This is a genomic window from Xanthomonas nasturtii (assembly GCF_001660815.1).
Taxonomy (GTDB): Bacteria; Pseudomonadota; Gammaproteobacteria; order Xanthomonadales; family Xanthomonadaceae; genus Xanthomonas; species Xanthomonas nasturtii.
This window is the reverse complement of record NZ_LYMI01000010.1, coordinates 1-20957: the sequence shown is the minus strand read 5'-3', so window position 1 is coordinate 20957 and position 20957 is coordinate 1. Positions and strand designations below refer to the sequence as shown.

Annotated in this window: 14 protein-coding genes, 5 pseudogenes and 1 CRISPR repeat array; of the genes and pseudogenes, 14 read left to right on the top strand and 5 right to left on the bottom strand. The window is 64.4% G+C overall.

The window, feature by feature from the left end; all coding sequences use genetic code 11:
• Positions 1-130 precede the first annotated feature (130 nt).
• The 3 genes from oleC to A7D16_RS05025 all read left to right on the top strand — a co-directional run bounded on the left by oleC (position 131) and on the right by A7D16_RS05025 (position 3108).
• The gene (gene oleC, locus A7D16_RS05035) at positions 131-1798 is read left to right on the top strand and encodes an olefin beta-lactone synthetase (RefSeq protein ID WP_064630541.1); all 1668 of its coding nucleotides are present in this window, start codon (positions 131-133) and stop codon (positions 1796-1798) included.
• Between the two features lie 75 nt (positions 1799-1873).
• Complete coding sequence (oleD, locus tag A7D16_RS05030) at positions 1874-2884, top strand: 2-alkyl-3-oxoalkanoate reductase (protein ID WP_064630409.1); 1011 nt, start codon at positions 1874-1876, stop codon at positions 2882-2884.
• A 65-nt stretch (positions 2885-2949) separates the two neighbouring features.
• The gene (locus tag A7D16_RS05025; RefSeq protein ID WP_003468167.1) at positions 2950-3108 is read left to right on the top strand and encodes a DUF1328 domain-containing protein; all 159 of its coding nucleotides are present in this window, start codon (positions 2950-2952) and stop codon (positions 3106-3108) included.
• Between the two features lie 231 nt (positions 3109-3339).
• Here A7D16_RS05025 and ddlA read toward each other — a convergent pair whose 3' ends face one another.
• Positions 3340-4443 carry a D-alanine--D-alanine ligase gene (gene ddlA, locus A7D16_RS05020; protein ID WP_064630407.1) on the bottom strand — a complete coding sequence of 368 codons (1104 nt, stop codon included), beginning with the start codon at positions 4441-4443 and terminating at the stop codon, positions 3340-3342.
• A gap of 286 nt (positions 4444-4729) precedes the next feature.
• Here ddlA and A7D16_RS05015 point away from each other — a divergent pair, with 286 nt between their 5' ends.
• The 3 genes from A7D16_RS05015 (at position 4730) to A7D16_RS05005 (ending at position 7888) form a co-directional block, all read left to right on the top strand.
• Complete coding sequence (locus A7D16_RS05015) at positions 4730-5374, top strand: ubiquinone biosynthesis accessory factor UbiJ (RefSeq protein WP_064630405.1); 645 nt, start codon at positions 4730-4732, stop codon at positions 5372-5374.
• The gene (gene ubiB, locus A7D16_RS05010) at positions 5371-7044 is read left to right on the top strand and encodes a ubiquinone biosynthesis regulatory protein kinase UbiB (RefSeq protein ID WP_064630403.1); all 1674 of its coding nucleotides are present in this window, start codon (positions 5371-5373) and stop codon (positions 7042-7044) included. Before A7D16_RS05015 ends, ubiB begins: the two co-directional genes overlap by 4 nt.
• A 106-nt stretch (positions 7045-7150) precedes the next feature.
• On the top strand, positions 7151-7888 hold the full coding sequence (locus tag A7D16_RS05005) for a pseudouridine synthase (protein WP_064630539.1): 738 nt from the start codon (positions 7151-7153) through the stop codon (positions 7886-7888).
• A gap of 382 nt (positions 7889-8270) precedes the next feature.
• Here the strand turns inward: A7D16_RS05005 and A7D16_RS24015 are convergent.
• Positions 8271-8435: pseudogene (locus A7D16_RS24015) on the bottom strand (IS110-like element ISMno29 family transposase); the annotation flags it as partial.
• 372 nt (positions 8436-8807) lie between these two features.
• Positions 8808-9350 carry a DUF2059 domain-containing protein gene (locus tag A7D16_RS04995; RefSeq protein WP_064630399.1) on the bottom strand — a complete coding sequence of 181 codons (543 nt, stop codon included), beginning with the start codon at positions 9348-9350 and terminating at the stop codon, positions 8808-8810.
• Between the two features lie 92 nt (positions 9351-9442).
• Between A7D16_RS04995 and arfB the strand changes: the two genes are divergently transcribed.
• The 4 genes from arfB to dcp all read left to right on the top strand — a co-directional run bounded on the left by arfB (position 9443) and on the right by dcp (position 13942).
• The gene (gene arfB, locus A7D16_RS04990; protein ID WP_019301089.1) at positions 9443-9874 is read left to right on the top strand and encodes an alternative ribosome rescue aminoacyl-tRNA hydrolase ArfB; all 432 of its coding nucleotides are present in this window, start codon (positions 9443-9445) and stop codon (positions 9872-9874) included.
• Between the two features lie 2 nt (positions 9875-9876).
• Positions 9877-10506: a lysophosphatidylcholine acyltransferase gene (locus tag A7D16_RS04985; protein WP_064630397.1), complete on the top strand. Its 630-nt coding sequence runs from the start codon at positions 9877-9879 to the stop codon at positions 10504-10506.
• 90 nt (positions 10507-10596) lie between these two features.
• Complete coding sequence (locus A7D16_RS04980; RefSeq protein WP_064630395.1) at positions 10597-11613, top strand: isoaspartyl peptidase/L-asparaginase family protein; 1017 nt, start codon at positions 10597-10599, stop codon at positions 11611-11613.
• Between the two features lie 160 nt (positions 11614-11773).
• Positions 11774-13942 carry a peptidyl-dipeptidase Dcp gene (gene dcp / locus A7D16_RS04975; protein WP_064630393.1) on the top strand — a complete coding sequence of 723 codons (2169 nt, stop codon included), beginning with the start codon at positions 11774-11776 and terminating at the stop codon, positions 13940-13942.
• 135 nt (positions 13943-14077) lie between these two features.
• On the opposite strand, the gene xopN is transcribed toward dcp, so the two are convergent.
• Complete coding sequence (gene xopN, locus A7D16_RS04970; RefSeq protein ID WP_064630391.1) at positions 14078-16219, bottom strand: type III secretion system effector XopN; 2142 nt, start codon at positions 16217-16219, stop codon at positions 14078-14080.
• 353 nt (positions 16220-16572) lie between these two features.
• Between xopN and A7D16_RS04965 the strand changes: the two are divergent.
• From A7D16_RS04965 to A7D16_RS04955, 4 genes and pseudogenes are all read left to right on the top strand, one after another.
• Positions 16573-16917: pseudogene (locus tag A7D16_RS04965) on the top strand (M3 family metallopeptidase); the annotation flags it as partial.
• 264 nt (positions 16918-17181) lie between these two features.
• Complete coding sequence (locus A7D16_RS04960) at positions 17182-19350, top strand: M3 family metallopeptidase (protein WP_064630386.1); 2169 nt, start codon at positions 17182-17184, stop codon at positions 19348-19350.
• Positions 19351-19485: 135 nt separating this feature from the next.
• Positions 19486-19665, top strand: a pseudogene (locus A7D16_RS21270) (S26 family signal peptidase); the annotation flags it as partial.
• A 94-nt stretch (positions 19666-19759) separates the two neighbouring features.
• Positions 19760-20328, top strand: a pseudogene (locus A7D16_RS04955) (TetR/AcrR family transcriptional regulator).
• 59 nt (positions 20329-20387) lie between these two features.
• Positions 20388-20715: direct repeats of the CRISPR family, unit length 28 nt; unit sequence TTTCTGAGCTGCCTATGCGGCAGTGAAC.
• Positions 20716-20724: 9 nt separating this feature from the next.
• Here the strand turns inward: A7D16_RS04955 and A7D16_RS04950 are convergent.
• Positions 20725-20957: pseudogene (locus tag A7D16_RS04950) on the bottom strand (IS5/IS1182 family transposase); the annotation flags it as partial.

Sequence of the window (20957 nt, the reverse complement as noted above, 5' to 3'; positions counted from 1 at the left end):
GCGGCTGCGCATCAACGCGCCACGGACCTGTGCGATGTGGCGGCCCGCGCGCGCGCCTTGCGTTCTCGCAATTCCCGCAAGCAGCCCCGCAAGCGACCGGTGCCATTGGCGCATGGGTGATAATGCGCAGATGACGACTCTCTGCAATATCGCGGCCACCTTGCCGCAACTGGCGCGCGAGCGCCCCGATCAAATCGCCATTCGCTGCCCGGGTGCCCGTGGCGCCAATGGATTCGCGGCCTACGATGTGACCTTGAGCTATGCCGAACTGGACGCGCGCAGCGATGCGATTGCCGCAGGCCTGGCGCTGCACGGCATCGGGCGCGGCGCGCGCGCGGTGGTGATGGTGCGGCCGTCGCCGGAATTCTTCCTGCTGATGTTCGCCCTGTTCAAGGCTGGCGCGGTGCCGGTGCTGGTGGATCCAGGCATCGACAAGCGTGCGCTCAAGCAATGCCTGGACGAAGCGCAGCCGCAGGCATTTATCGGCATTCCGCTGGCGCAGCTGGCGCGCCGCTTGCTGCGCTGGGCGCGCTCGGCCAAACAGATTGTCACCGTCGGCGGACGTTACGGCTGGGGCGGGGTGACGCTGGCGCACGTGGAGCGCGATGGCGCCGGCGCCGGTAGCCAGCTGGCCGACACCGCGCCCGACGATGTGGCCGCGATCCTGTTCACCAGCGGCTCGACCGGTGTGCCCAAGGGGGTGGTGTACCGCCACCGGCACTTTGTCGGCCAGATCGAATTGCTGCGCAACGCGTTCGACATGCAGCCCGGCGGCGTGGATCTGCCGACGTTTCCGCCATTCGCCTTGTTCGACCCGGCGCTGGGGCTGACCTCGGTGATTCCGGACATGGACCCGACGCGCCCGGCCACCGCCGACCCGCGCAAGTTGCACGATGCCATCGCGCGCTTCGGTGTCACCCAGTTGTTCGGCTCGCCTGCGCTGATGCGCGTGTTGGCCGACTATGGGCAGCCGCTTCCCAACGTGCGCCTGGCCACCTCGGCCGGTGCGCCGGTGCCACCGGACGTGGTGGCGAAGATCCGCGCGCTGTTGCCGGCCGATGCGCAATTCTGGACGCCGTACGGCGCCACCGAATGCCTGCCGGTGGCGGCGATCGAAGGCCGCACCCTGGACGCCACGCGCGCGGCCACCGAAGCCGGTGCCGGCACCTGCGTGGGGCAGGTGGTTGCGCCCAATGAGGTGCGCATCATCGCCATCGACGATGCGGCCATTCCCGACTGGCGCGGCGTGCGCGTGCTGGCGCCGGGCGAGGTCGGCGAGATCACCGTCGCCGGTCCCACTACCACCGATACCTATTTCAATCGCGATGCGGCCACGCGCATTGCCAAGATCCGCGAGCGCCGCAGTGATGGCAGCGAGCGCATCGTGCACCGCATGGGCGATGTGGGTTACTTCGATGCCGAAGGGCGGCTGTGGTTCTGCGGGCGCAAGACCCACCGCGTGGAAACCGCCAGCGCTGCGCTGTACACCGAACAGGTGGAGCCGGTGTTCAACGTACATCCGCAGGTGCGCCGCACCGCGCTGGTGGGCGTGGGCGCACTCGGTCACCAGCAGCCGGTGCTGTGCGTGGAGTTGCAGCCGGGCGTGGCGGCGTCGGCATTTGCGCAGGTGCAAACCGACTTGCGCGCGCTGGGGGCGGCACATCCGCATACCGCAGGCATCGCGCGTTTCCTGCGTCATCCCGGCTTCCCTGTGGATATTCGCCATAACGCCAAGATCGGCCGGGAAACGCTGGCGGTCTGGGCGGCGCAGCAGCGTGCGTCATCGGCTGCTGCGTAACGGCGCTGCGTCGGCGTGTAGCGCCACGCGCGCGGGTGGCCGTTCTTTTTTAGGTTCTTGCAAGGGAGGTGGTGCGTGCGGATTCTGGTGACCGGTGGTGGTGGCTTTCTTGGCCAGGCGTTGTGCCGCGGTTTGCGCGCGCGTGGGCACGAGGTGGTGAGCTTCCAGCGCGGCGATTATCCGGTGCTGCAGACGCTGGGCGTGGGCCAGATCCGTGGCGACCTGGCCGACCCGCAAGCGGTGCAGCATGCCTTCGCCGGCATCGATGCGGTGTTTCATAACGCCGCCAAGGCCGGTGCGTGGGGCAGTTACGACAGCTATCACCAGGCCAACGTGGTGGGCACGCAGAACGTGATCGATGCCTGCCGCGCCAACGGCGTGCCACGGTTGATCTACACCTCCACGCCCAGCGTGACCCATCGCGCCACCAACCCGGTGGAAGGGCTCGGCGCCGACGAAGTGCCGTATGGCGAAGATCTGCGCGCGGCTTACGCGGCAACCAAGGCGATTGCCGAGCGTGCGGTGCTGGCAGCCAACGATGCGCAACTGGCAACCATCGCCTTGCGTCCGCGGCTGATCTGGGGGCCGGGCGACAATCACTTGCTGCCGCGCCTGGCAGCGCGTGCCCGTGCCGGCCGTCTGCGCATGGTCGGCGATGGCAGCAATCTGGTCGACAGCACGTACATCGACAATGCTGCGCAGGCGCATTTCGATGCGCTCGACCACCTTGCCGCAGGCGCTGCCTGCGCAGGCAAGGCGTACTTCATTTCCAACGGCGAACCGTTGCCGATGCGCGAGTTGCTCAATCGTTTGCTGGCTGCCGTGGATGCACCGGCGGTGACGCGCTCGCTGTCGTTCAAGACCGCGTACCGCATCGGTGCCGTATGCGAAACGCTGTGGCCACTGTTGCGTCTGCCAGGCGAGATGCCGTTGACGCGGTTTCTGGTGGAGCAGCTGTGCACGCCACATTGGTACAGCATGGAGCCGGCGCGTCGCGACTTCGGCTATGTGCCGCGCATCAGCATCGATGAAGGGCTCAATCGGCTGCGATCCTCATCTTCCAACGACATCGCCATCACTCGATAAAGACCGGCACATCCACAAGATACGTCTGCGCCGATTCGGCACGACAACTTTTTGGAACCATTGCCATGCTGCATTACGCCATCATCTTTTTCGTCATCGCCATCATTGCTGCCGTGCTGGGCTTCAGTGGTATCGCCGGTGCGGCGACCAATATCGCCTGGATCCTGTTCGTGGTGTTCCTGATCCTGGCAGTGATCTCGATGTTCCGTCGCGGCAAGGTATAACGCCTAAACGCGATACGTCACGGCAGCGGCGCTGCCGATCGGCGCTCACATGGCCCGCTTCCGCAAGGAGGCGGGCCATGTGCGTTTATGGCCGCATGTATGCAGGTTTCAGCTGAAGACAGCCGCTTTGCATAGCTGCACCCGCATACAGCACAGACAACGCAGTGCGATGCGCAGTGCCGAATGCGAGCGATGCAGCGGTTAATGCGCGGTGTCGCGGCGGCATCGCCATCAGTGCGGTTCGACCGCGCTACGCAACAACTGGTCGTCGGCGTGCCGTTGCAATGCCAGCTCGATCAACTGCGTGATCAGGCTTGTGTAGTCCAGCCCGCTTGCCTGCCACAATTTCGGATACATGCTGATACGGGTGAAGCCCGGCAACGTGTTGACCTCGTTGATCACGATGCGCCCATCGGCGCACAGGAAGACATCCACACGCGCCATGCCGGCGCAGTCCAGCGCCTGGTAGGCCTGCACCGCAATCTGCTGGATGCGCTGCTGGGTCTGCGCATCGATGTCGGCCGGAATCACGATCTCGGCACCGTGTTCGCTGATGTATTTGGTGTCGTAAGAATAAAACGCGTCGTGCACCACCACTTCGCCGCAGACGCTGGCCTGGGGCGTGGCATTGCCCAGGACGGCGCATTCGATTTCGCGGCCGGCAATCGCCGACTCCACCAACACCTTGTGGTCGTACGCCAGGGCCAATGCGAGTGCGGCGGCGAACTCGTCGGCCGTGCGCACCTGGCTGACGCCCACCGACGAGCCCTGGTTGGCCGGTTTGACGAACAGCGGCAGGCCCAGCTGCGCGATCAATGCCGCCACATCGGCCTGCGCAGCGGTTTGGCGGTTGAAGCAGACGAACGGCGCCACCGCCAGGCCGGCATCGCGCAGCACGCGCTTGGCCATGTCCTTGTCCATCGCCACTGCCGAGCCGAGCACGCCGGAGCCGACAAAGGGCAGGTTGGCCATGCGCAGCAACCCCTGCAGCGAGCCGTCTTCACCCAGGGTGCCGTGCACGATGGGAAACACCACATCGATCTGCGCCAGTGCCTGCCCCGGCTGGATGGGCTGCAATTGCTGCTGTTGCGCGCCCGGTAGCAGCGCCACCCCGCGACCGCTGCGATGCAGTGCAATGCATGCCGGGTCGTCGGCATGGAGCAGGAAGCTGTCGGGGTCGTTGACGTGCCAGTGGCCTTGCTTGTCGATGCCGATCAGCACCGGCTCGAAGCGCTGCGGGTCCAGCGCATCCAGGATGTTGCGCGCCGACTGTAGCGAGACCTCGTGCTCGGCAGACTTGCCGCCGAAGATGAGACCGACCCGAATCTTGCGCATTGCCTGCTCCTGCTACCGCCGAATGAGGGCGCCAGGATGCCTGTGCGGTAGGCGCCAGCGAAAGTGCGCCTGGCACTCGTGCGGGTCGTGCGAGGCAGACGCACTGCCGAGCACGCTCGAATACCGCCGTGACACGCGCCGCCTCACGCGGGGCTGGCAAGACGCGCGGCCGCCTGGTGCCAGCGCTAACCCCGTTGCCGTTGTCATGACCACGCGCCGAACCAAGGGGCATGCGCCGTTCGCATCGTCAGCCAGCTGCGACATGCAGGGACGGTAGAATGCGGGCATGCCCGGATCACTCTTCAATTCCCTCAAGCCGCTCGCCGGCCAGGCCCTGCAGGCAGCGCTCAACCGCGCGCTGGCGCTGGACCCGGACACCCGCGAGGCCCTGCTGCCGCTGGAAGGCCAGCGCATCGCACTGACCCTGGACGCGCCCGCGCTGGCCCTGCAGATCCGCGTGCATGAGCGCCGGTTGCTGGTCGGCCCGGTCGACCAGGCGCAGGAACCGGATCTGGCGGTGCGCAGCAGCCTGGCCGGCCTGCTCGGGCAGCTGCCGTTCCTGGCCAACGCGCGCCGCAGCGGTGCGCCGGCGGGGCGGCTCAAGGTCTCCGGCGATGCGGAGCTGGCGCGTCAGTTGCAGCAGCTGGCCGGCCGTTTCGACCCGGATTGGCAACTGCCGTTCGTGGCGGTGTTTGGCGAGATCCTGGGCGTGCAGATCGCCGGCGCGGTGCGCGCCGCGTTGCAGCAGGCACGTCGTAGCGCGGTGGATCTGGCGCACAGCGCGGCCGAATTCGTCACCGAAGAATCGCGCGATGTGGTGCCGCGCGCCGAGCTCGAAGCATTCCATGACGACGTGGACGAGCTACGCGACGATGTCGAACGGCTGGCCGCGCGCGTGAGCCGGCTGCGTGCGAGCGGAGGCGCGGCATGAAGGCGATCCTGCGGGCAAGCCGCATCGGCCGGGTGATCCTGCGCTACCGCCTGGATGCCTTGCTGGAAGGCACCCCGGCCGAGCGCTGGCTGCGGCTGGCCAAGCCGTTCGTGCCGCGGGCCAGTGCCGAAATCGCGGCGCAATCGCGTGGTGCGCGGCTGCGCCTGGCGCTGCAGGAGCTGGGCCCGATCTTCGTCAAGTTCGGGCAGATTCTTTCCACCCGGCGCGATCTGATCCCCGCCGATGTGGCCGAAGAACTCACCCTGCTGCAGGACCGGGTCAAGCCGTTCGACGGCGAGGCCGCGCGGCTGATCGTGGAAGGCGCGCTCGGCCTGCCGGTGAGCGTGGCGTTTGCCAGCTTCGACACCGTGCCGCTGGCGTCGGCCTCGATCGCGCAGGTACACGCCGCCACGTTGCCGCCGGATGCCAACGGCGTGCGCCGCGAGGTGGTGGTCAAGGTGCTGCGCCCGGATATCGAGCGCCAGATCGATGCCGACATCGCGCTGCTGCACTCGCTGGCCACCCTGGTCGAACGCACCCATCCGCGCGCCGACAAGATCCGTCCGCGCGAAGTGGTGGCCGAGATCGAAGGCACCTTGACGGCCGAACTGGATCTGCAGCGCGAAGGCGCCAATGCCAGCGTATTGCGCCGGTTCTGGGAAGGCTCGGACGATCTGTACGTGCCGGAAGTGATCTGGTCGCACACCGCCGAGCGCGCGCTCACGCTGGAGCGTGTGTACGGCATTCCCTCCGACGACATCGCCAAGCTCGATGCCGCCGGCATCGACCGCAAGGCGCTTGCGGCCAAGGGCGTGCGCGTGTTCTACACGCAGGTGTTCCGCGACAACTTTTTCCACGCCGATGCGCACGCCGGCAACATCTGGGTCGATTCGGACCCGGAGCGCCGGCTCAATCCGCGTTTCATCGCGCTGGATTTCGGCATCATGGGCCAGCTCTCGCAGGAAGATCAGTACTACCTGGCCGAGAACTTCATGGCGATCTTCCACAAGGATTACCGCCGCATGGCCGAGTTGCACGTCGAGGCGGGCTGGATGCCGAACAACGTGCGCATCGACGAACTGGAAGCAGCCGCACGCTCGGTGTGCGAGCCGTATTTCACCCGGCCGTTGTCGGAGATTTCGCTGGCGCAGGTGCTGATCAAATTGTTCCGTGTGGCGCAGCGCTATGAGCTGACGCTGCAGCCGCAGCTGATCCTGCTGCAGAAAACGCTGCTCAATATCGAAGGCGTGGGCCGGCAACTCGATCCCAAACTGGACATCTGGGCGGTAGCGCGGCCGGTACTCGAACGCATCCTGCGCGAGCGTTACAGCCCGCGCCGTGCGTTGCGCGAACTGGGCAAGCGGTTGCCGGAAATCATGACCCATGCGCCGGACATGCCGCGGTTGGTGCACAGCTGGTTGAAGCAGCAGGTGGAAGGCCGCCATCAGCTCGATATCCGCTCGGCGGAGTTGCGCGCGCTGGATGTGAGCCTGCGCAAGTTGCAGACGCGCGTGGTCACCGCCATCACCGGCAGCGGGCTGCTGGTGGTGGCCGCCGTGCTCTACGGCCTGCATCCGGATGGCTGGTATCTGGGCACGGTGCCGGTCTGGAGCTGGATCAGCGGCGGCGCGGGTTCGGTTGCCCTGCTGGTGGCCTGGCTGCGTCGTTAGTCCGCAGTTTCGACTCCCGCTCGCGCGCCTGCTTGGACGGTTTGATGCGGTCAGCGGCTGCGCGTGTGGCGGCGCAGTGGGACGCGGTGTCGGCGATAATCCGCCGGTGAGCATATCCCCCAAGCAGTTGCAGATTCTCTACCAGGACGCTGTCCTGGCCGTCGTCGACAAACCCGCGGGCCTGATGGTCCACGACAGCAAGCTGGCGCGCGGGGAGGACGACTTCCTGGCCGACCGCCTGCGCGAGCAGTTGGGCAAGCCGATCTTTCTGGTGCACCGGCTCGACCGCGCCACCAGCGGTTGCCTGCTGTTGGCGTTCGACCGCGACAGCGCCAGTGCGCTGGGCAAGGCCCTGATGGCGGGCGAGGTGGATAAAAATTATCTCACCGTCTGCCGCGGCTGGCCGGCCGAGGAGCGCTTCATCGTCGATCACGATCTGGATGGTGGCCCCGGCAAGCCGGTCAAGAAGCCGGCGGTGACGCATTTCCAGCGTCTGGCCACCGGCGAGCTGGAGATTCCCTCCACCGGTTTCACCACCTCACGCTATGCACTGCTGCGCTGCCAGCCGCAGACCGGCCGCTTCCGGCAGATTCGCCGGCACATGAAGCATCTGTCGCATCACATGATCGGCGACACCAGCCACGGCGACGGTCGCCACAACCGCAGCTTCCGCATGCTCGGCATCCACCGCATGTTGCTGCATGCCGAACGGCTTGAATTTCCGCATCCGGCCGATGGCAGGCGCATCAGCGTCACCGCGCCGCTGGATGCGGAATTCACCAAGGCGTGTGCGTTGTTTGGGTGGGATGTGGCGGGGTTGCAGGCGATGTCACTCGCGCAGTGATGCAGGGGTGCCCAGCGGTGTGTCGATGCCGCAGTGGCCGGCGGCAACGCGTCCGGGCAAGCGTACCCTCACCCCAACCCCCGCTGCGCGCCCCGGCCCGCGCCAGCAGCGCACGCGCTCCAAGACACTTCCGTCAATGGCGTGCAAGCAGTGCCTTCTCGTCCAGCAGGGACGTACATGCACGAGCCGCTGTCGTCCACCACAAGCTCGGCCGCGCAAGCCGACGCTTCCCTTCTCCCGCCGGGAGAAGGTGCCCCGCAGGGGCGGATGAGGGTACGGGCGAAGCCTCGTGCAGTTGAACAACGCGAGGGCTTCGCCCCGTACCCTCACCCCAACCCCTCTCCCGCAGGGAGAGCGCATCCAACGCTGCCAGTTCGTAGCCGCCCGTGGCTTCCAGTACCACCTGGTGCAGCTCCATGTGTCCCAGCCAGCTGCGCAGCTGGCGCAGACCTGCCGCCGTGTTGGGGAAGCGCCGTTCGCCTTTGCAGCCATGCACATGCACATCCAACCACTGCTTGCTGACATCGATACCTACGCCGTATGCCATGGAAAAACTCCGCTATGCTCGAAGGGTCGAGAGCTCTCCTGGGCTGCCCAGCCTGATCGTTACGAGTGCCAACTCCAGCAACTGTTCGGGCGTTTGCCAGGAGATCCCGGCGTGGCGACCTCGCTCTCCCGCGGTTGTTTAGACCTGTGGGTTATCGGTCGACCACGCCGGCTCTCGACACCTAATCTGGCAGATCGCCAAGAGATAAGGGGCTTTGCATGCGTACCGTATTGCGCCTGCAGAAGAAGCTCACGCGTGTGGAATGCTTCCTTCTCCCGCCGGGAGAAGGTGCCCCGCAGGGGCGGATGAGGGTACGGGCGAAACCTCGTGCAGTTGACCACTCCCCAATCTCGAAACCCCAATCCCCGCCCCTCAGGGCTTCTTCGCCGGCGCCGGCTCGTTGACGATCTTCTCCAGATCCTTCTGCAGGTCGGCAAACAGCGGCAGCATCTTCTGCTGGATCGCGCCCATCAGGTTCTGGGTCAGGGCCGGGGTCTTGTCGAGCAGGCTCTGGCCGGCCGAGCTCTCGTAGAACTCGGCCATGGCCAGCACGTCCTCGCGCGAGAACGAGCGCTTGTAGATGTCCACATACATCGGCCGCAGCTCCGACCACGACAGCGCCTTGCGCACCGTCTGGCGGGTGCGCTCCTGGATGCGTTGCAGCTGCGCCTGTTGGTCGGCGTCGAGCTGGCGTTGCGCGGTGAGCTGGGCAAATTGCTGCTGCTGCATGGCTTCGATCTGCGGCAGCATCGTGTCCAGCATGGTCTGCGCGCGCGAGGCGGCTAGCAGGCGGTTGATGTCGGCATCGCTGGGCGCTTGCGCCAGGGCAGCCGGGGCGGCCACCGCCAGCAGGGTCGACAGCAGCAGCCGGCGGGCAAGGCCGCGCGCGGCAGCGAGCGAAAAAGAAGGTGTCATCGGAGCATCCTGCAAGCGGGGGAACCGGCCGCAGCATACGGGAAGCCGGCGTTCGCGCGCGCGTCCACGCCGCTGCCGATACAATCGGCGCAATGGCCAGCGACCCGATCCAGATCACCCCCAGCCTGACGATTCCGCCCAGCGAACTCGTCGAACGCTTCGTGCGTGCCAGCGGCGCAGGTGGGCAGAACGTCAACAAGGTGTCCACCGCGGTGGAGCTGCGTTTCGACGTGGCCGGGTCGCCGTCGCTGCCCGAACCCTTGCGCGAACGCCTGCTGTCGCGGCGCGACCGCCGCATGACCGCCGAGGGCGTGCTGGTGATCGACGCGCAGCGCTTCCGTACCCAGGACCGCAACCGCGACGATGCGCGCGAGCGGCTGGCCGAAATCATCAGTGCGTGCCTGTCGGTGCCCAAGCGCCGGGTCGCCACCAAGCCGAGTCACGGTGCCAAGCTGCGGCGGCTGGATGCCAAGCGTGAGCGCAGCCATATCAAGCGTGGACGCTCTGCGTCCCACTGGGAGTAAGCGTGAGTCAACCCGACCCGTCGTTGCCACCGGTAACACAGGCCAATATCCTGCTGCAGCCATCCCCGCCCAGAATGCCGCGTGCGCACGGCCGTTTCGGCCGCTGGCTGGGCCGCACCGCGTTGCGCCTGACCGGTTGGCGCCTGCTTGGGCGGCTGCCCGACGAACCCAAGCTGGTGATGATCGTGGCCCCGCATTCGTCCAACTGGGACGGCTTTGTGGGCTTTGCGGCCAAGTTTGCGCTGGGCTTCGATGTGCGTGTGCTCGGTAAATCGCAGTTGTTCTGGTGGCCGCTCGGCCCGCTGCTGCGCAAGCTTGGCGCCATCCCGCTGGACCGCAGCTCGCCGCAGGGAACCATCGGCCAGGCGGTGCGGCTGATCCGCAACTCCGAGCAGATGTGGTACGTGATCACACCAGAAGGCACGCGCAAGCGCGTGGAAAACTGGAAAGCCGGTTTCTGGAAGATCGCCTCCGATTCCCAGGTGCCGATCCTGCCGGTGTATTTCGACTACCCCAGCAAGACCGTGGGCATCGGCGAGCCGTTCTGGACCGGTAACGACATGGCCGCCGATATCTCCGCCATTCGCACCTGGTACCGGCCGTGGCGCGGCAAGCATCGCGACACGTTGTGAGGGATCCGGTGCACGGCTGACGGATCGCTGGCTGTGGGTTGCTGAGCGCGGTGCGTCTTTCGTCGAACGTTCACTCCATCGAGAAACTCCATGATTGCCTCTTCCGCACGCGCGTTGTGTCTGTCGCTCTCTCTATTGCTTGCTACCGGCCCGGTGCTCGCAGCCACACCCATGCTGGTGATCCATGGCGGTGCGGGCGTGGAGAAATCCAGCCTCTCGCCCGACGAACAAACCCAGGCACGCGAAGCGATGCAACGTGCGCTGCGCGCCGGGCATGCGGTGTTGACGCGTGGCGGCAGCGCGGTGGATGCAGTGGCCGCCACCATCACCGTGCTGGAAGATGCGCCGCAGTTCAACGCCGGGCGCGGTGCGGTGTTCACCCATGACGGCAAGAACGAACTGGATGCGGCCATCATGGATGGCGCCAGCGGCAAGGCCGGGGCGATTGCCGGCGTGCACACGGTCAAGAATCCGATCCAGCTGGCGCGCAGCGTCATGGACCATTCCAAACACGTGATGCTGGTCGGCGATGGCGCTGAAGCGTTCGCACGCGAGCAAGGCATCACCCTGGTCGACCCGAGCTATTTCCGCACCGACAAGCGCTGGCAGCAATTGCAAAAAGCGCGCAAGGCCGAAGCCGGCGACCGCACGGCGCAGGCCGCGCTGGATCTGGAAACCGCCAAGCACTTCGGCACCGTCGGCGCGCTGGCGCTGGATCGCGACGGGCATCTGGCCGCCGGTACCTCAACCGGCGGCATGACCAACAAGCGCTATGGCCGCGTCGGCGATGCGCCCATCATCGGCGCCGGCACCTATGCCAACCGCCAATGCGCAGTGTCGGGCACCGGCTGGGGCGAGTTCTACATCCGCGCCGTGGCCGCCTACGATATCTGCGCACGCATGAAATACGCCGGCCAGTCGTTGCAACAGGCGGCCGAGACGGTGATCGACCAGGAGATTCCCAGCGCCGGCGGCGACGGCGGCGCCATTGCGCTGGACGCGCAGGGCAACATCGCCTTCCCGTTCGATACGCAGGGCATGTACCGCGGCTGGATCGGTGCCGACGGCACCCCGCACGTGGCGATTTTCAAGGACGAGACGCTTTGAAGGCTGGGCCGGCGTAGTGCCGGCCCGCCACCGGCGCACCGCGCAATCGGGAGTGAACGCCGCGCATTCAGGCATCGATCCCCCAGCCAACGGCACATGCCGGCGCCGCATAAACCCGCTAGCGTGGCCGGCTGCACTACCCACTCAGGAATCACACGCCATGTCGCGTACCGTCGTTCTGGCCGCTGCCATCACCCTGGCACTGGCTGCTTGTTCTGGAAAAGAGTCGTCCGGCCAGGAGCCCACCACCGTGCCCGCAAACACCGCCACTGCCCCGGCCGCAGACGCTGCTTCGAACCCGCTGCTGACCGCAAGCACGCTGCCGTTCCAGGCGCCGCCGTTCGACAAGATCAAGGACAGCGATTATCTGCCCGCGTTCGAAGAAGGCATGCGCCTGCATCTGGCCGACATCCGCAAGATCGCCGACAACCCCGAAGCGCCCACCTTCGACAACACCATCGAAGCGATGGAACGCGGTGGCGAAACGCTCACGCGCGTGTCGCGCATCTTCTTCGGGCTGGTGCAGGCCGACACCAGCAACGCACGCCAGAAGATCCAGGAAGAGATCGCGCCCAAGCTGGCAGCGCATCAGGACGAAATCAATCTCGACCCCAAGCTCTTTGCGCGCGTCAAAACCATCTATGACCAGCGCGACACGCTGAACCTGGAGCCGGAGCAGCAGCGTCTGGTCGAGCGCCATTACGAAGAACTGGTACGCGCCGGTGCGCAGCTCTCAGATGCCGACAAGGACAGCCTGCGCAAGCTCAATGTCGAAGAAACCACGCTCTCCACCCAGTTCCATACGCGTCTGGTGGCCGCATCGGCCGCCGGTGCGGTGGTGGTGGACGACAAGACCAAACTCGATGGCCTGAGCGAGGGCGACATTGCCGCCGCCGCCGATGCCGCCAAGGCACGCAAGCTCGATGGCAAGTATCTGCTCACCTTGCAGAACACCACCCAGCAGCCGGTGCTGGCGTCGCTGAAGGATCGCGCGCTGCGCGCCGAGGTATTGAAGGCTTCCGAAACCCGTGCAGAAAAGGGCGATGCCAACGACACCCGCCAGACCATCCAACGCCTGGCCCAGCTGCGTGCGCAAAAAGCCAAGTTGCTTGGCTTCGACAATTACGCCGCCTACAGCCTGGGCGACCAGATGGCCAAGACCCCGGCCGCCGCGCTCAAACTGCTGACCGACACCGTGCCGGCCGCCACCGCCAAGGCGCGCCGCGAAGTGGGCGAGATGCAGAAGGTCATCGATGCTCAGAAGGGCGACTTCAAACTCGCCGCCTCCGATTGGGACTTTTACGCCGAGCAGGTGCGCAAGGCCAAGTACGACCTGGACGAGTCGCAGATCAAGCCGTATTTCGAACTGGACAACGTGCTGCAGAACGGCGTTTTCTATGCTGCCACGCAGTTGTACGGCATCACCTTCAAGCAGCGCACCGACATCCCCACCTATCACGCCGACATGAAGGTGTATGAAGTCTTCGATGCCGACGGCACCTCGATGGCGCTGTTCTATACCGACTACTTCAAGCGCGACAGCAAGTCCGGTGGTGCGTGGATGGACGTGTTCGTCGAGCAGGACGGCCTCACAGGTGCCAAGCCGGTGGTCTACAACGTGTGCAACTTCACCAAGCCGGCCGCCGGCCAGCCCGCCTTGCTCAGCTTCGACGACGTCACCACGCTGTTCCATGAGTTCGGCCACGCGCTGCACGGCATGTTCTCCAAGGTGAAGTACCCCTCGATCGCCGGCACCAGCACCTCGCGCGATTTTGTGGAATTCCCCTCGCAGTTCAACGAGCACTGGGCGTCCGATCCGAAGGTCTTCGCCAACTACGCCAAGCACTACCAGACCGGCGCGGCAATGCCGGCCGAGCTGGTGGAGAAGATCAAGAAGGCCAAGACCTTCAACAGCGGCTACGCCACCACCGAATACCTGTCGGCGGCGCTGCTGGATCTGGCCTGGCACACCCAGCCGGCCGACGCGCCATTGCAGGATGTGAGCAAGTTCGAAGCCGACGCGCTGAAGCGCTTCAAGGTGGACCTGGCCGAAGTGCCGCCGCGCTACCGCAGCAGCTATTTCGACCACATCTGGGGCGGCGGTTATTCGGCCGGGTACTACGCGTATTTCTGGTCGGAAGTACTCGACGACGATGCGTTCGAATGGTTCAAGGAAAACGGCGGTTTGACCCGCAAGAACGGCGACACCTTCCGCGCCAAGATTCTTTCGCGCGGCAACACGGTCGATCTGGCGACGTTGTACCGCGATTTCCGCGGCAAGGATCCCGGCGTCAAGGCACTGCTGGAAAACCGTGGCCTGACCGAGTGAGCCAACCCGCGTGCATCACGCGCGCGGATACCGACGATGATCGAAACGGGATGGCTTGCGGCCATCCCGCTTTTGTTGCGTCGCTTTTGATGTATCGCCGCGACAGGCGCCGCATCATCTCGCTTGCGGTGGTGCCTACTCGTCCCCGATCTGCACGCTCACTTCGTGCGACTGCGACGTGGGCGGCATTCCCGGACGCAGCTGTTCCACCGCCTGCGGCAGGGTCAGCGTTGCAGCGGCCTGCGCTGCGGATGACGTGGCACCGGACTGCTGGACGAGCGCCCTGGCCTGACCCAACAAATCCTCCACATCGTTGTGCTGCAGAAGCGCGTTGATCGCTCGACTCGCCTTGGTTGCCCGACGCTGGGAGAGCGCTTCGTTGGCGCCCCCCATCACGCCGCGAATGACTTGCTGCTTCAATCCGATGTCGGTGCCGCCCTCGCGGCGATTGTTCTTGACAGTGATGGCGGTGTGCTGATTCAGCGCGCCGACCGCAGCCATGGCTCCCGACAGTGCTGAGATCGCCAGAGTCTGCGCGGTCGGTACGTTGCGTGTGCCGCCCTGCGCTGCGGAGCTGGCCTTGCCGATCACCGAGGACGCCGCGCTGCCCAGCACGCCGAGATGGAACATCTGGCCAATGCGTTGGGCGGTCTGCGCCGAGAACTCGCGCGAGGTATATTTCTTGACGATATCGCCGATCAGTTGGTCCGACACCACCGACTTCTCGGCGCCGAGGAGCAACGTTGCAGCGACGCCGTCGGGGTCGAGTTCGTCCAACCTGCCATCGCGCAAGGATTGTAGATCCTGGCTCAGCAGTTTCAGAGCCTTCGCCGGGCCGGCACCGTGACCAGATTCCAGATCCAGGTCGTCGGTGTCTGGCGTCCCCTGTGGTGAGGGCGATGCGGCGAGCTCAGCCTTGAGCGCTTTTTCCAGGGAGACCAGACCTGTGATGACGCGTTTCACTAGAGCCTGCGTTGGAGACTGGATCAGTCCGCGGAGTTTGCTCTGATCGATCTCCTCTGCCGCAACCGGTTCGCCACGTGCAAGTTTCGACTTGCCTGTTTCGGTCAGTACATCGGCGTAGAGCAGATTGAGCTTGTTGTTGTAGTCCTGTTTTGCCTGTTCGTCGAAGCCAGCGGCCACATGCTGCGCAGCTGTCATCAGCAGGGCGCCGACGGTCTGCGCGGTCGGCGACAGCGCCCGCATTGCCCCGGTCTTGCTGAGCAGGCCCAGCGTGCCCGCCACTGGCGAACGCAGGATGCGCGGGATGGCTTGCCAGCGATTGCCCTTCCATTGCCGGTCGTGCGCACCCTGGGTCATGACAAAGTCGTGCTGGGCCTGATGCAGGCGCGCTTCGGCTTGCAGCAATTGGTGGGCAGCGTCGGTGAGGTCGGCAGTTGCCGTCGCCGCGGGGCTCTGGCCTGCGGCGGCCTTGAGTGCACGGAACCTGTCGCAACACCCGCTGAATTCCTGGATATGGCTTTCCAGCGCCTTCGCAAGGTCCGGTAGCCAGTGCTTATCGTTGATCTGATTCTTGTCCGGCACGATGACGTGACCGCCATGCTCGCGGATGGACTCGCACAGGCTGACCACCGCCGACTGCTGGGCGGCATTCATCGGTGCGGCGATGGCCGCTGTCGCAAAGCCGAATCCTGCGCCTGCCCAGGGCTGACGAGTTGCGTAGCTGATCCAGGGCGAGACGATGTACTGCATTGCATTGTTGAGGAAGCTGCCGGTGGGGTTGGGCATGCCGGACAGCAACGCGGTGCGTCGCAAGTTGGAAACCTCGCTTTCGCTCAATCCCTGCGCCCTGTACCAAGCCATCGCATCCGTCTCGCGGATGCGGCCCAACAGATCTGCATGTGTTGCTGCGCGTGCCTGCGGGCCGCTGGCGTCTGGCAATTTCATCGGCCGCATCTTGTTGATGAGTGCGGCCGCCAGTTGCGGCTCGACCGGGCGCAGTTTGTCGGCAGCCAGTTGCTCTTTGAGTCGCATCAGCGATGCTCTGCCGGGATCTGGCGACATTGCAGGCTGCGAAACCTGCAGACCAACCGATTGCAAGTGGCTGGCCGACTGCGAGGCAGGTGCAGTGACCTCTGCGGTCTCCTTGCCGCGCTTGCTCGGGCGGCGCGAGAGCATGGTCAACGCGCCATCGGGCTGGGTAGGCGAATGGCTGGGAGATGCGTGCGGGGATGGTACCTCTTCAATCTCATGGATGCCCGCAAGCGATGCTGGCACAGTGGGATTGAGCGCAGTGGCGGATGCAGCAGGTTTCATCAGATTTCTCCTGGCGCTTGATGCAATGGCGACATCGACCAGTGGCCGGTGCCGAGGAATGCGATCGTCAACCAGCCTGCGCTAGACGCATTGTCCAGGGGCGGCGTGGTCGCCATGGAGCGACGAGAGCACCGCGTTCAATCACCCGGCGCAACCGTTGCAGCGATGAAGGCCAAGCGGTGGACCGCATTGTGCGCGGATTGAATCAAACTGCCGGGGCCATCTTTGCCGGACAACAGAACTGACGTCGCTGCATCCGAATTCCCCCGTCGGTGCTGGCCGATGCCGGTGCGCCGCAGGGGTTGGAGAAGCCGTCATGCGCAACGGGCGCCGCGCGCAGCTGCGTGCGTGGTGCGCAGTTGCAGGATGTGAGCACGTTCGAAGCCGATGCGCTCAAGCGCTTCAAGGTGGACCTGGCCGAAGTGCCGCCGCGCCACCGCAGCAGCTATTTCGACCACATCTGGGGCGGCGGTTATTCGGCCGGGTATTACGCGTACTTCTGGTCGGAAGTACGCGACGACGATGCGTTCGAATGGTTCAAGGAAAACGGCGGTTTGACCCGCAAGAACGGCGACACCTTCCGCGCCAAGATTCTTTCGCGCGGCAACACGGTCGATCTGGCGACGTTGTACCGCGATTTCCGCGGCAAGGATCCCGGCGTCAAGGCACTGCTGGAGAACCGTGGGTTGACCGACTAAATCGGCGTGGTGCATGGGTGAACGGGAACGGGATGGCGGTGCCATCCCGTTTCGTATGCGCGGTCAAATAATCGCTTCCACTAGGGTCGTCCGACTGTGAGCATCGGGCCTGTCCGGTTATGGTGACCACGTGCGGCGATCGCATCTTCCGAGCAACGGGCGCGATGCTTAACACAATCATTCCGATCGGTCCGGCAGCACATACACGATGCCGGAAAACCGATTAACGTTGCCGGCCGCTACCATCACGCAGGAACTTACTCCATGTCGCGTCCCCTTATTCTGGTAGCTGCCATTTCCCTGGCGCTGGCTGCCTGTTCCGGAAAGGATCCTACAGGTACGCAGTCCGCGACCGCAACCGACAACACTGCCGTCGGCCAGTCTCCTGCCGCCAGGCCCAACCCGTTGTTGATCACCAGCACGCTGCCATTCAAGGCGCCACCATTCGACAAAATCCAGGATAGCGATTATTTGCCCGCCTTCGAGGAAGGCATGCGGCTGGAACTTGCGGATGCACGCAAGATCGCTGCGAACCCCGAGCCGGCGACCTTTGAAAACACCATCGAAGCATTCGATCGCGGCGGCGAGGTGCTATCGCGCGTGTCGGATATCTTTTCCGGGGTGATCTCTGCCGATACCAACCCGGCGCGGCAGAAAATTCAGGAGGAGCTCGGCCCCAAGCTGTCTGCGCATGGTGATGAGATTCTTCTGGATCCCAAGCTGTTTGCGCGCATCAAAGCGGTCCATGACCAATCCGATGCGATGAAGCTCAATCCGGAGCAAAAGCGTCTGGTCGAGATCACATACAGAGGTTTCATTACATCCGGCGCGCTGTTGTCCGATGCCGACAAGATCACCTTGCGCAAGCTCAACGTAGAAGAAGCCACGCTTTCCACGCAGTTCCACGCAAAGCTGGTGGCTGCGACGGCCGCCGCTGCGGTGGTGGTGGACGACAAAGCCCGGCTGGATGGCTTGAGCGAGGGCGATATCGCCGCTGCTGCCGAAGCTGCCAGGCAGCGCAAGCTCGACGGCAAGTATCTGTTGACCTTGCAGAACACCACCCAGCAGCCCATCCTGGCCTCGCTGAAGGATCGCGCGTTGCGTGCGCAGATCATGCAGGCCTCGCAGATGCGCACCGAACAGGGCGATGACAACGACACCCGACAGGCGGTCCAGCGACTGGCGCAGTTGCGCGCGCAACGCGCCAAGCTGTTCGGCTACGACAGCTATGCCGCTTACGAACTGCACGACATGATGGCCAAAACGCCGGACGCTGCTCTCAAGCTGCTGACCGACACCGTGCCGGCGGCCGCGGCCAAGGCTCGCCGTGAAGCGGCCGAGATTCAGAAAGTCATCGATGCCCAGAAGGGCGGTTTCAAGTTGGCCGCCTCCGACTGGGACTTCTATGCCGAGCAGGTGCGCAAGGCCAAGTATGACCTGGAAGAGTCACAGATCCGGCCCTACTTCGAACTGGATAATGTGCTGCAGAACGGTGTGTTTTACGCCGCCACGCAACTCTATGGCATCACCTTCAAACAGCGCACCGACATCCCCACCTACCATCCGGACGTGAAGGTGTACGAGGTGTTCGATGTGGACGGTACCTCGATGGCGCTGTTCTATGCAGACTATTTCAAACGCGACAGCAAGTCCGGTGGCGCGTGGATGGGCTCCTTCGTCGGGCAGAGCGGCCTGACCGGGGCCAAGCCGGTGGTCTATAACGTGTGCAACTTCACCAAGCCGGCCGCAGGTGAACCGGCGCTGCTGAGCTTCGATGACGTCACCAGCATGTTTCATGAGTTTGGCCACGCGTTGCATGGCATGTTCTCCAAGGTGACCTATTCGGCAATTGCCGGAACCAAGACGTCGCGCGACTTCATGGAATTTCCATCGCAGTTCAACGAGCATTGGGCCTCCGATCCCACCGTGTTCGCGCATTACGCACTGCATTATCAGACCGGTGCTGCAATGCCGGGGGATCTGGTAAAAAAGATCAGGAAAGCCAAGACCTTCAACAGCGGCTATACCACTACCGAAACCCTGTCGGCATCGCTGCTCGATCTGGCTTGGCACACCCTGCCGGCCGATGCACCCTTGCAGGATGTGGGCAAATTCGAAACCGATGCGCTCAAGCGCTTCAAGCTAGACATGGCTGAAGTGCCGCCGCGTTATCGCAGCAGCTATTTCAACCATATCTGGGAGATGGGCTATGCCGCCAGCTATTACGCTTACCTTTGGGCGGAAGTGCTCGACGACGATGCCTTCGAATGGTTCGAGCAACACGGCGGTTTGAACCGCAAGAACGGCGATATCTTCCGCGCCAGGATCCTCTCGCGCGGTAACTCCGTCGATCCGGCCACGCTGTACCGCGAGTTTCGCGGTAGGGATCCCAGCGTCAAGGCGCTGCTGGAAGATCGTGGGCTGACCGAGTGAGTGACCGGGTGATGCGTGTGCACTGCTGGCGCATGCGTGTGGAGTCGCTGCAGGCAGCAATCGAAACGGGATGGCCGCGTGCCGTCCCGCTTTTGTTTGTGGGTGTATCGGGCCATTCACACCAGTAGGTGCCCCATGAACCAACTCACGCCCACCGCCGGTCGCACACGAGTCGCGCAAGGAATGTTGCCGCTATTGGTGCTGCTGGTACTGATGACCGCAGCGCGTTCCGCGTTCGGCAACCATTACCAGGTGCCCAGCGGTTCGATGCAGCCCACCCTGGAACCGGGCGATCGCGTGGTGGTGGACATGCGCCTATGCACATCCGGCCACAGTTGGTCGTAAGCGCCATTTTCGATCAGCGCCACATCGAACAACCCAGCCGTTCGCCGACCGCAAGCGCCACGCCATTGTCGAAGCGGCCATCGCGCAGTTTCGCCAGCACGGTTACGAGGCCACCAGCATGGACCGCGTGGCAGCCGCCGCAGGCGTGTCCAGGCGCACCGTCTATAACCACTTCCCCAGCAAGGATGCGTTGTTTGGAGAGATCCTGCGCGGCTTGTGGCAACGCAGCGCCGAGGTGGTGAGCCTGGCCTATCGCACCGACCAAGGATTGCGCACGCAGTTGACGCAATTGCTGCAGCAAAATTACGCTTGCTCGACGATGCGGCCTTCATCGACCTGTCGCGCGTGGCGATTGCCGAAGTCATCCATTCCCCCGAACGCGCACGCGCGTTGCTGGCCCAACTGGGCAGCAAGGAAGAGGGCACCACCACCTGGCTGCGTGCCGCGCCGGCCGATGGCCGCCTGGCGCCGGTGGACCCGGACCTCGCCTCGCAGCAGTTTCAGGCGCTGGTCAAGGGATTTGCGTTCTGGCCGCAGCTTGCGTTGGGGCAGCCGCCACTGTCGGACGCCCAGCAGGCGCAGGTCGTCGAATCGGCGGTGGAGATGTTTCTGGGGCTTTACGGGCGCGAGTGAGCGCGCGCGTAATGCGCAGGAGAGATTGATCGCCTCAACAACAGTTCGGTTCGCTAGTTTTTCTCAGCTGCCTACGCGGCAGTGAACGGGGTGCTACGCACCGTGCAGCTGGTCGGCCATTTCTGAGCTGCCTATGCGGCAGTGAACACATGGTGCCGTCGCGCGGTGCAGTTTCCATCTTTCTGAGCTGCCTATGCGGCAGTGAACATGGCATTGCGCCTAACCCGCTCTACGCCCAGTTTCTGAGCTGCCTATGCGGCAGTGAACCTGGGCTGCCGAAGGTCCGACGACAGCCTGATTTTCTGAGCTGCCTATGCGGCAGTGAACTGCGCGCGTTCGCATCACTGCACCTCCGGACTTTTCTGAGCTGCCTATGCGGCAGTGAACTAGGGCCTGTTAACACATCCGAAGTTCATCAACGACAAGGATGAAGCTTAAGAATCCGAGGAACATGACATCCAGTTTTTCGAAGCGCGAGAAAATCCGGCGGTAGCCCTTCAAGCGACGAAACAGCCTCTCCACTTCGTTGCGCCGCTTGTACATTTCTCGGTCGTACTCCCAGGGCTCGACCCGATTGGCTTTTGGCGGGACCACCGGGACGTAGCCAAGATCAAGCGCTAGTTGGCGCG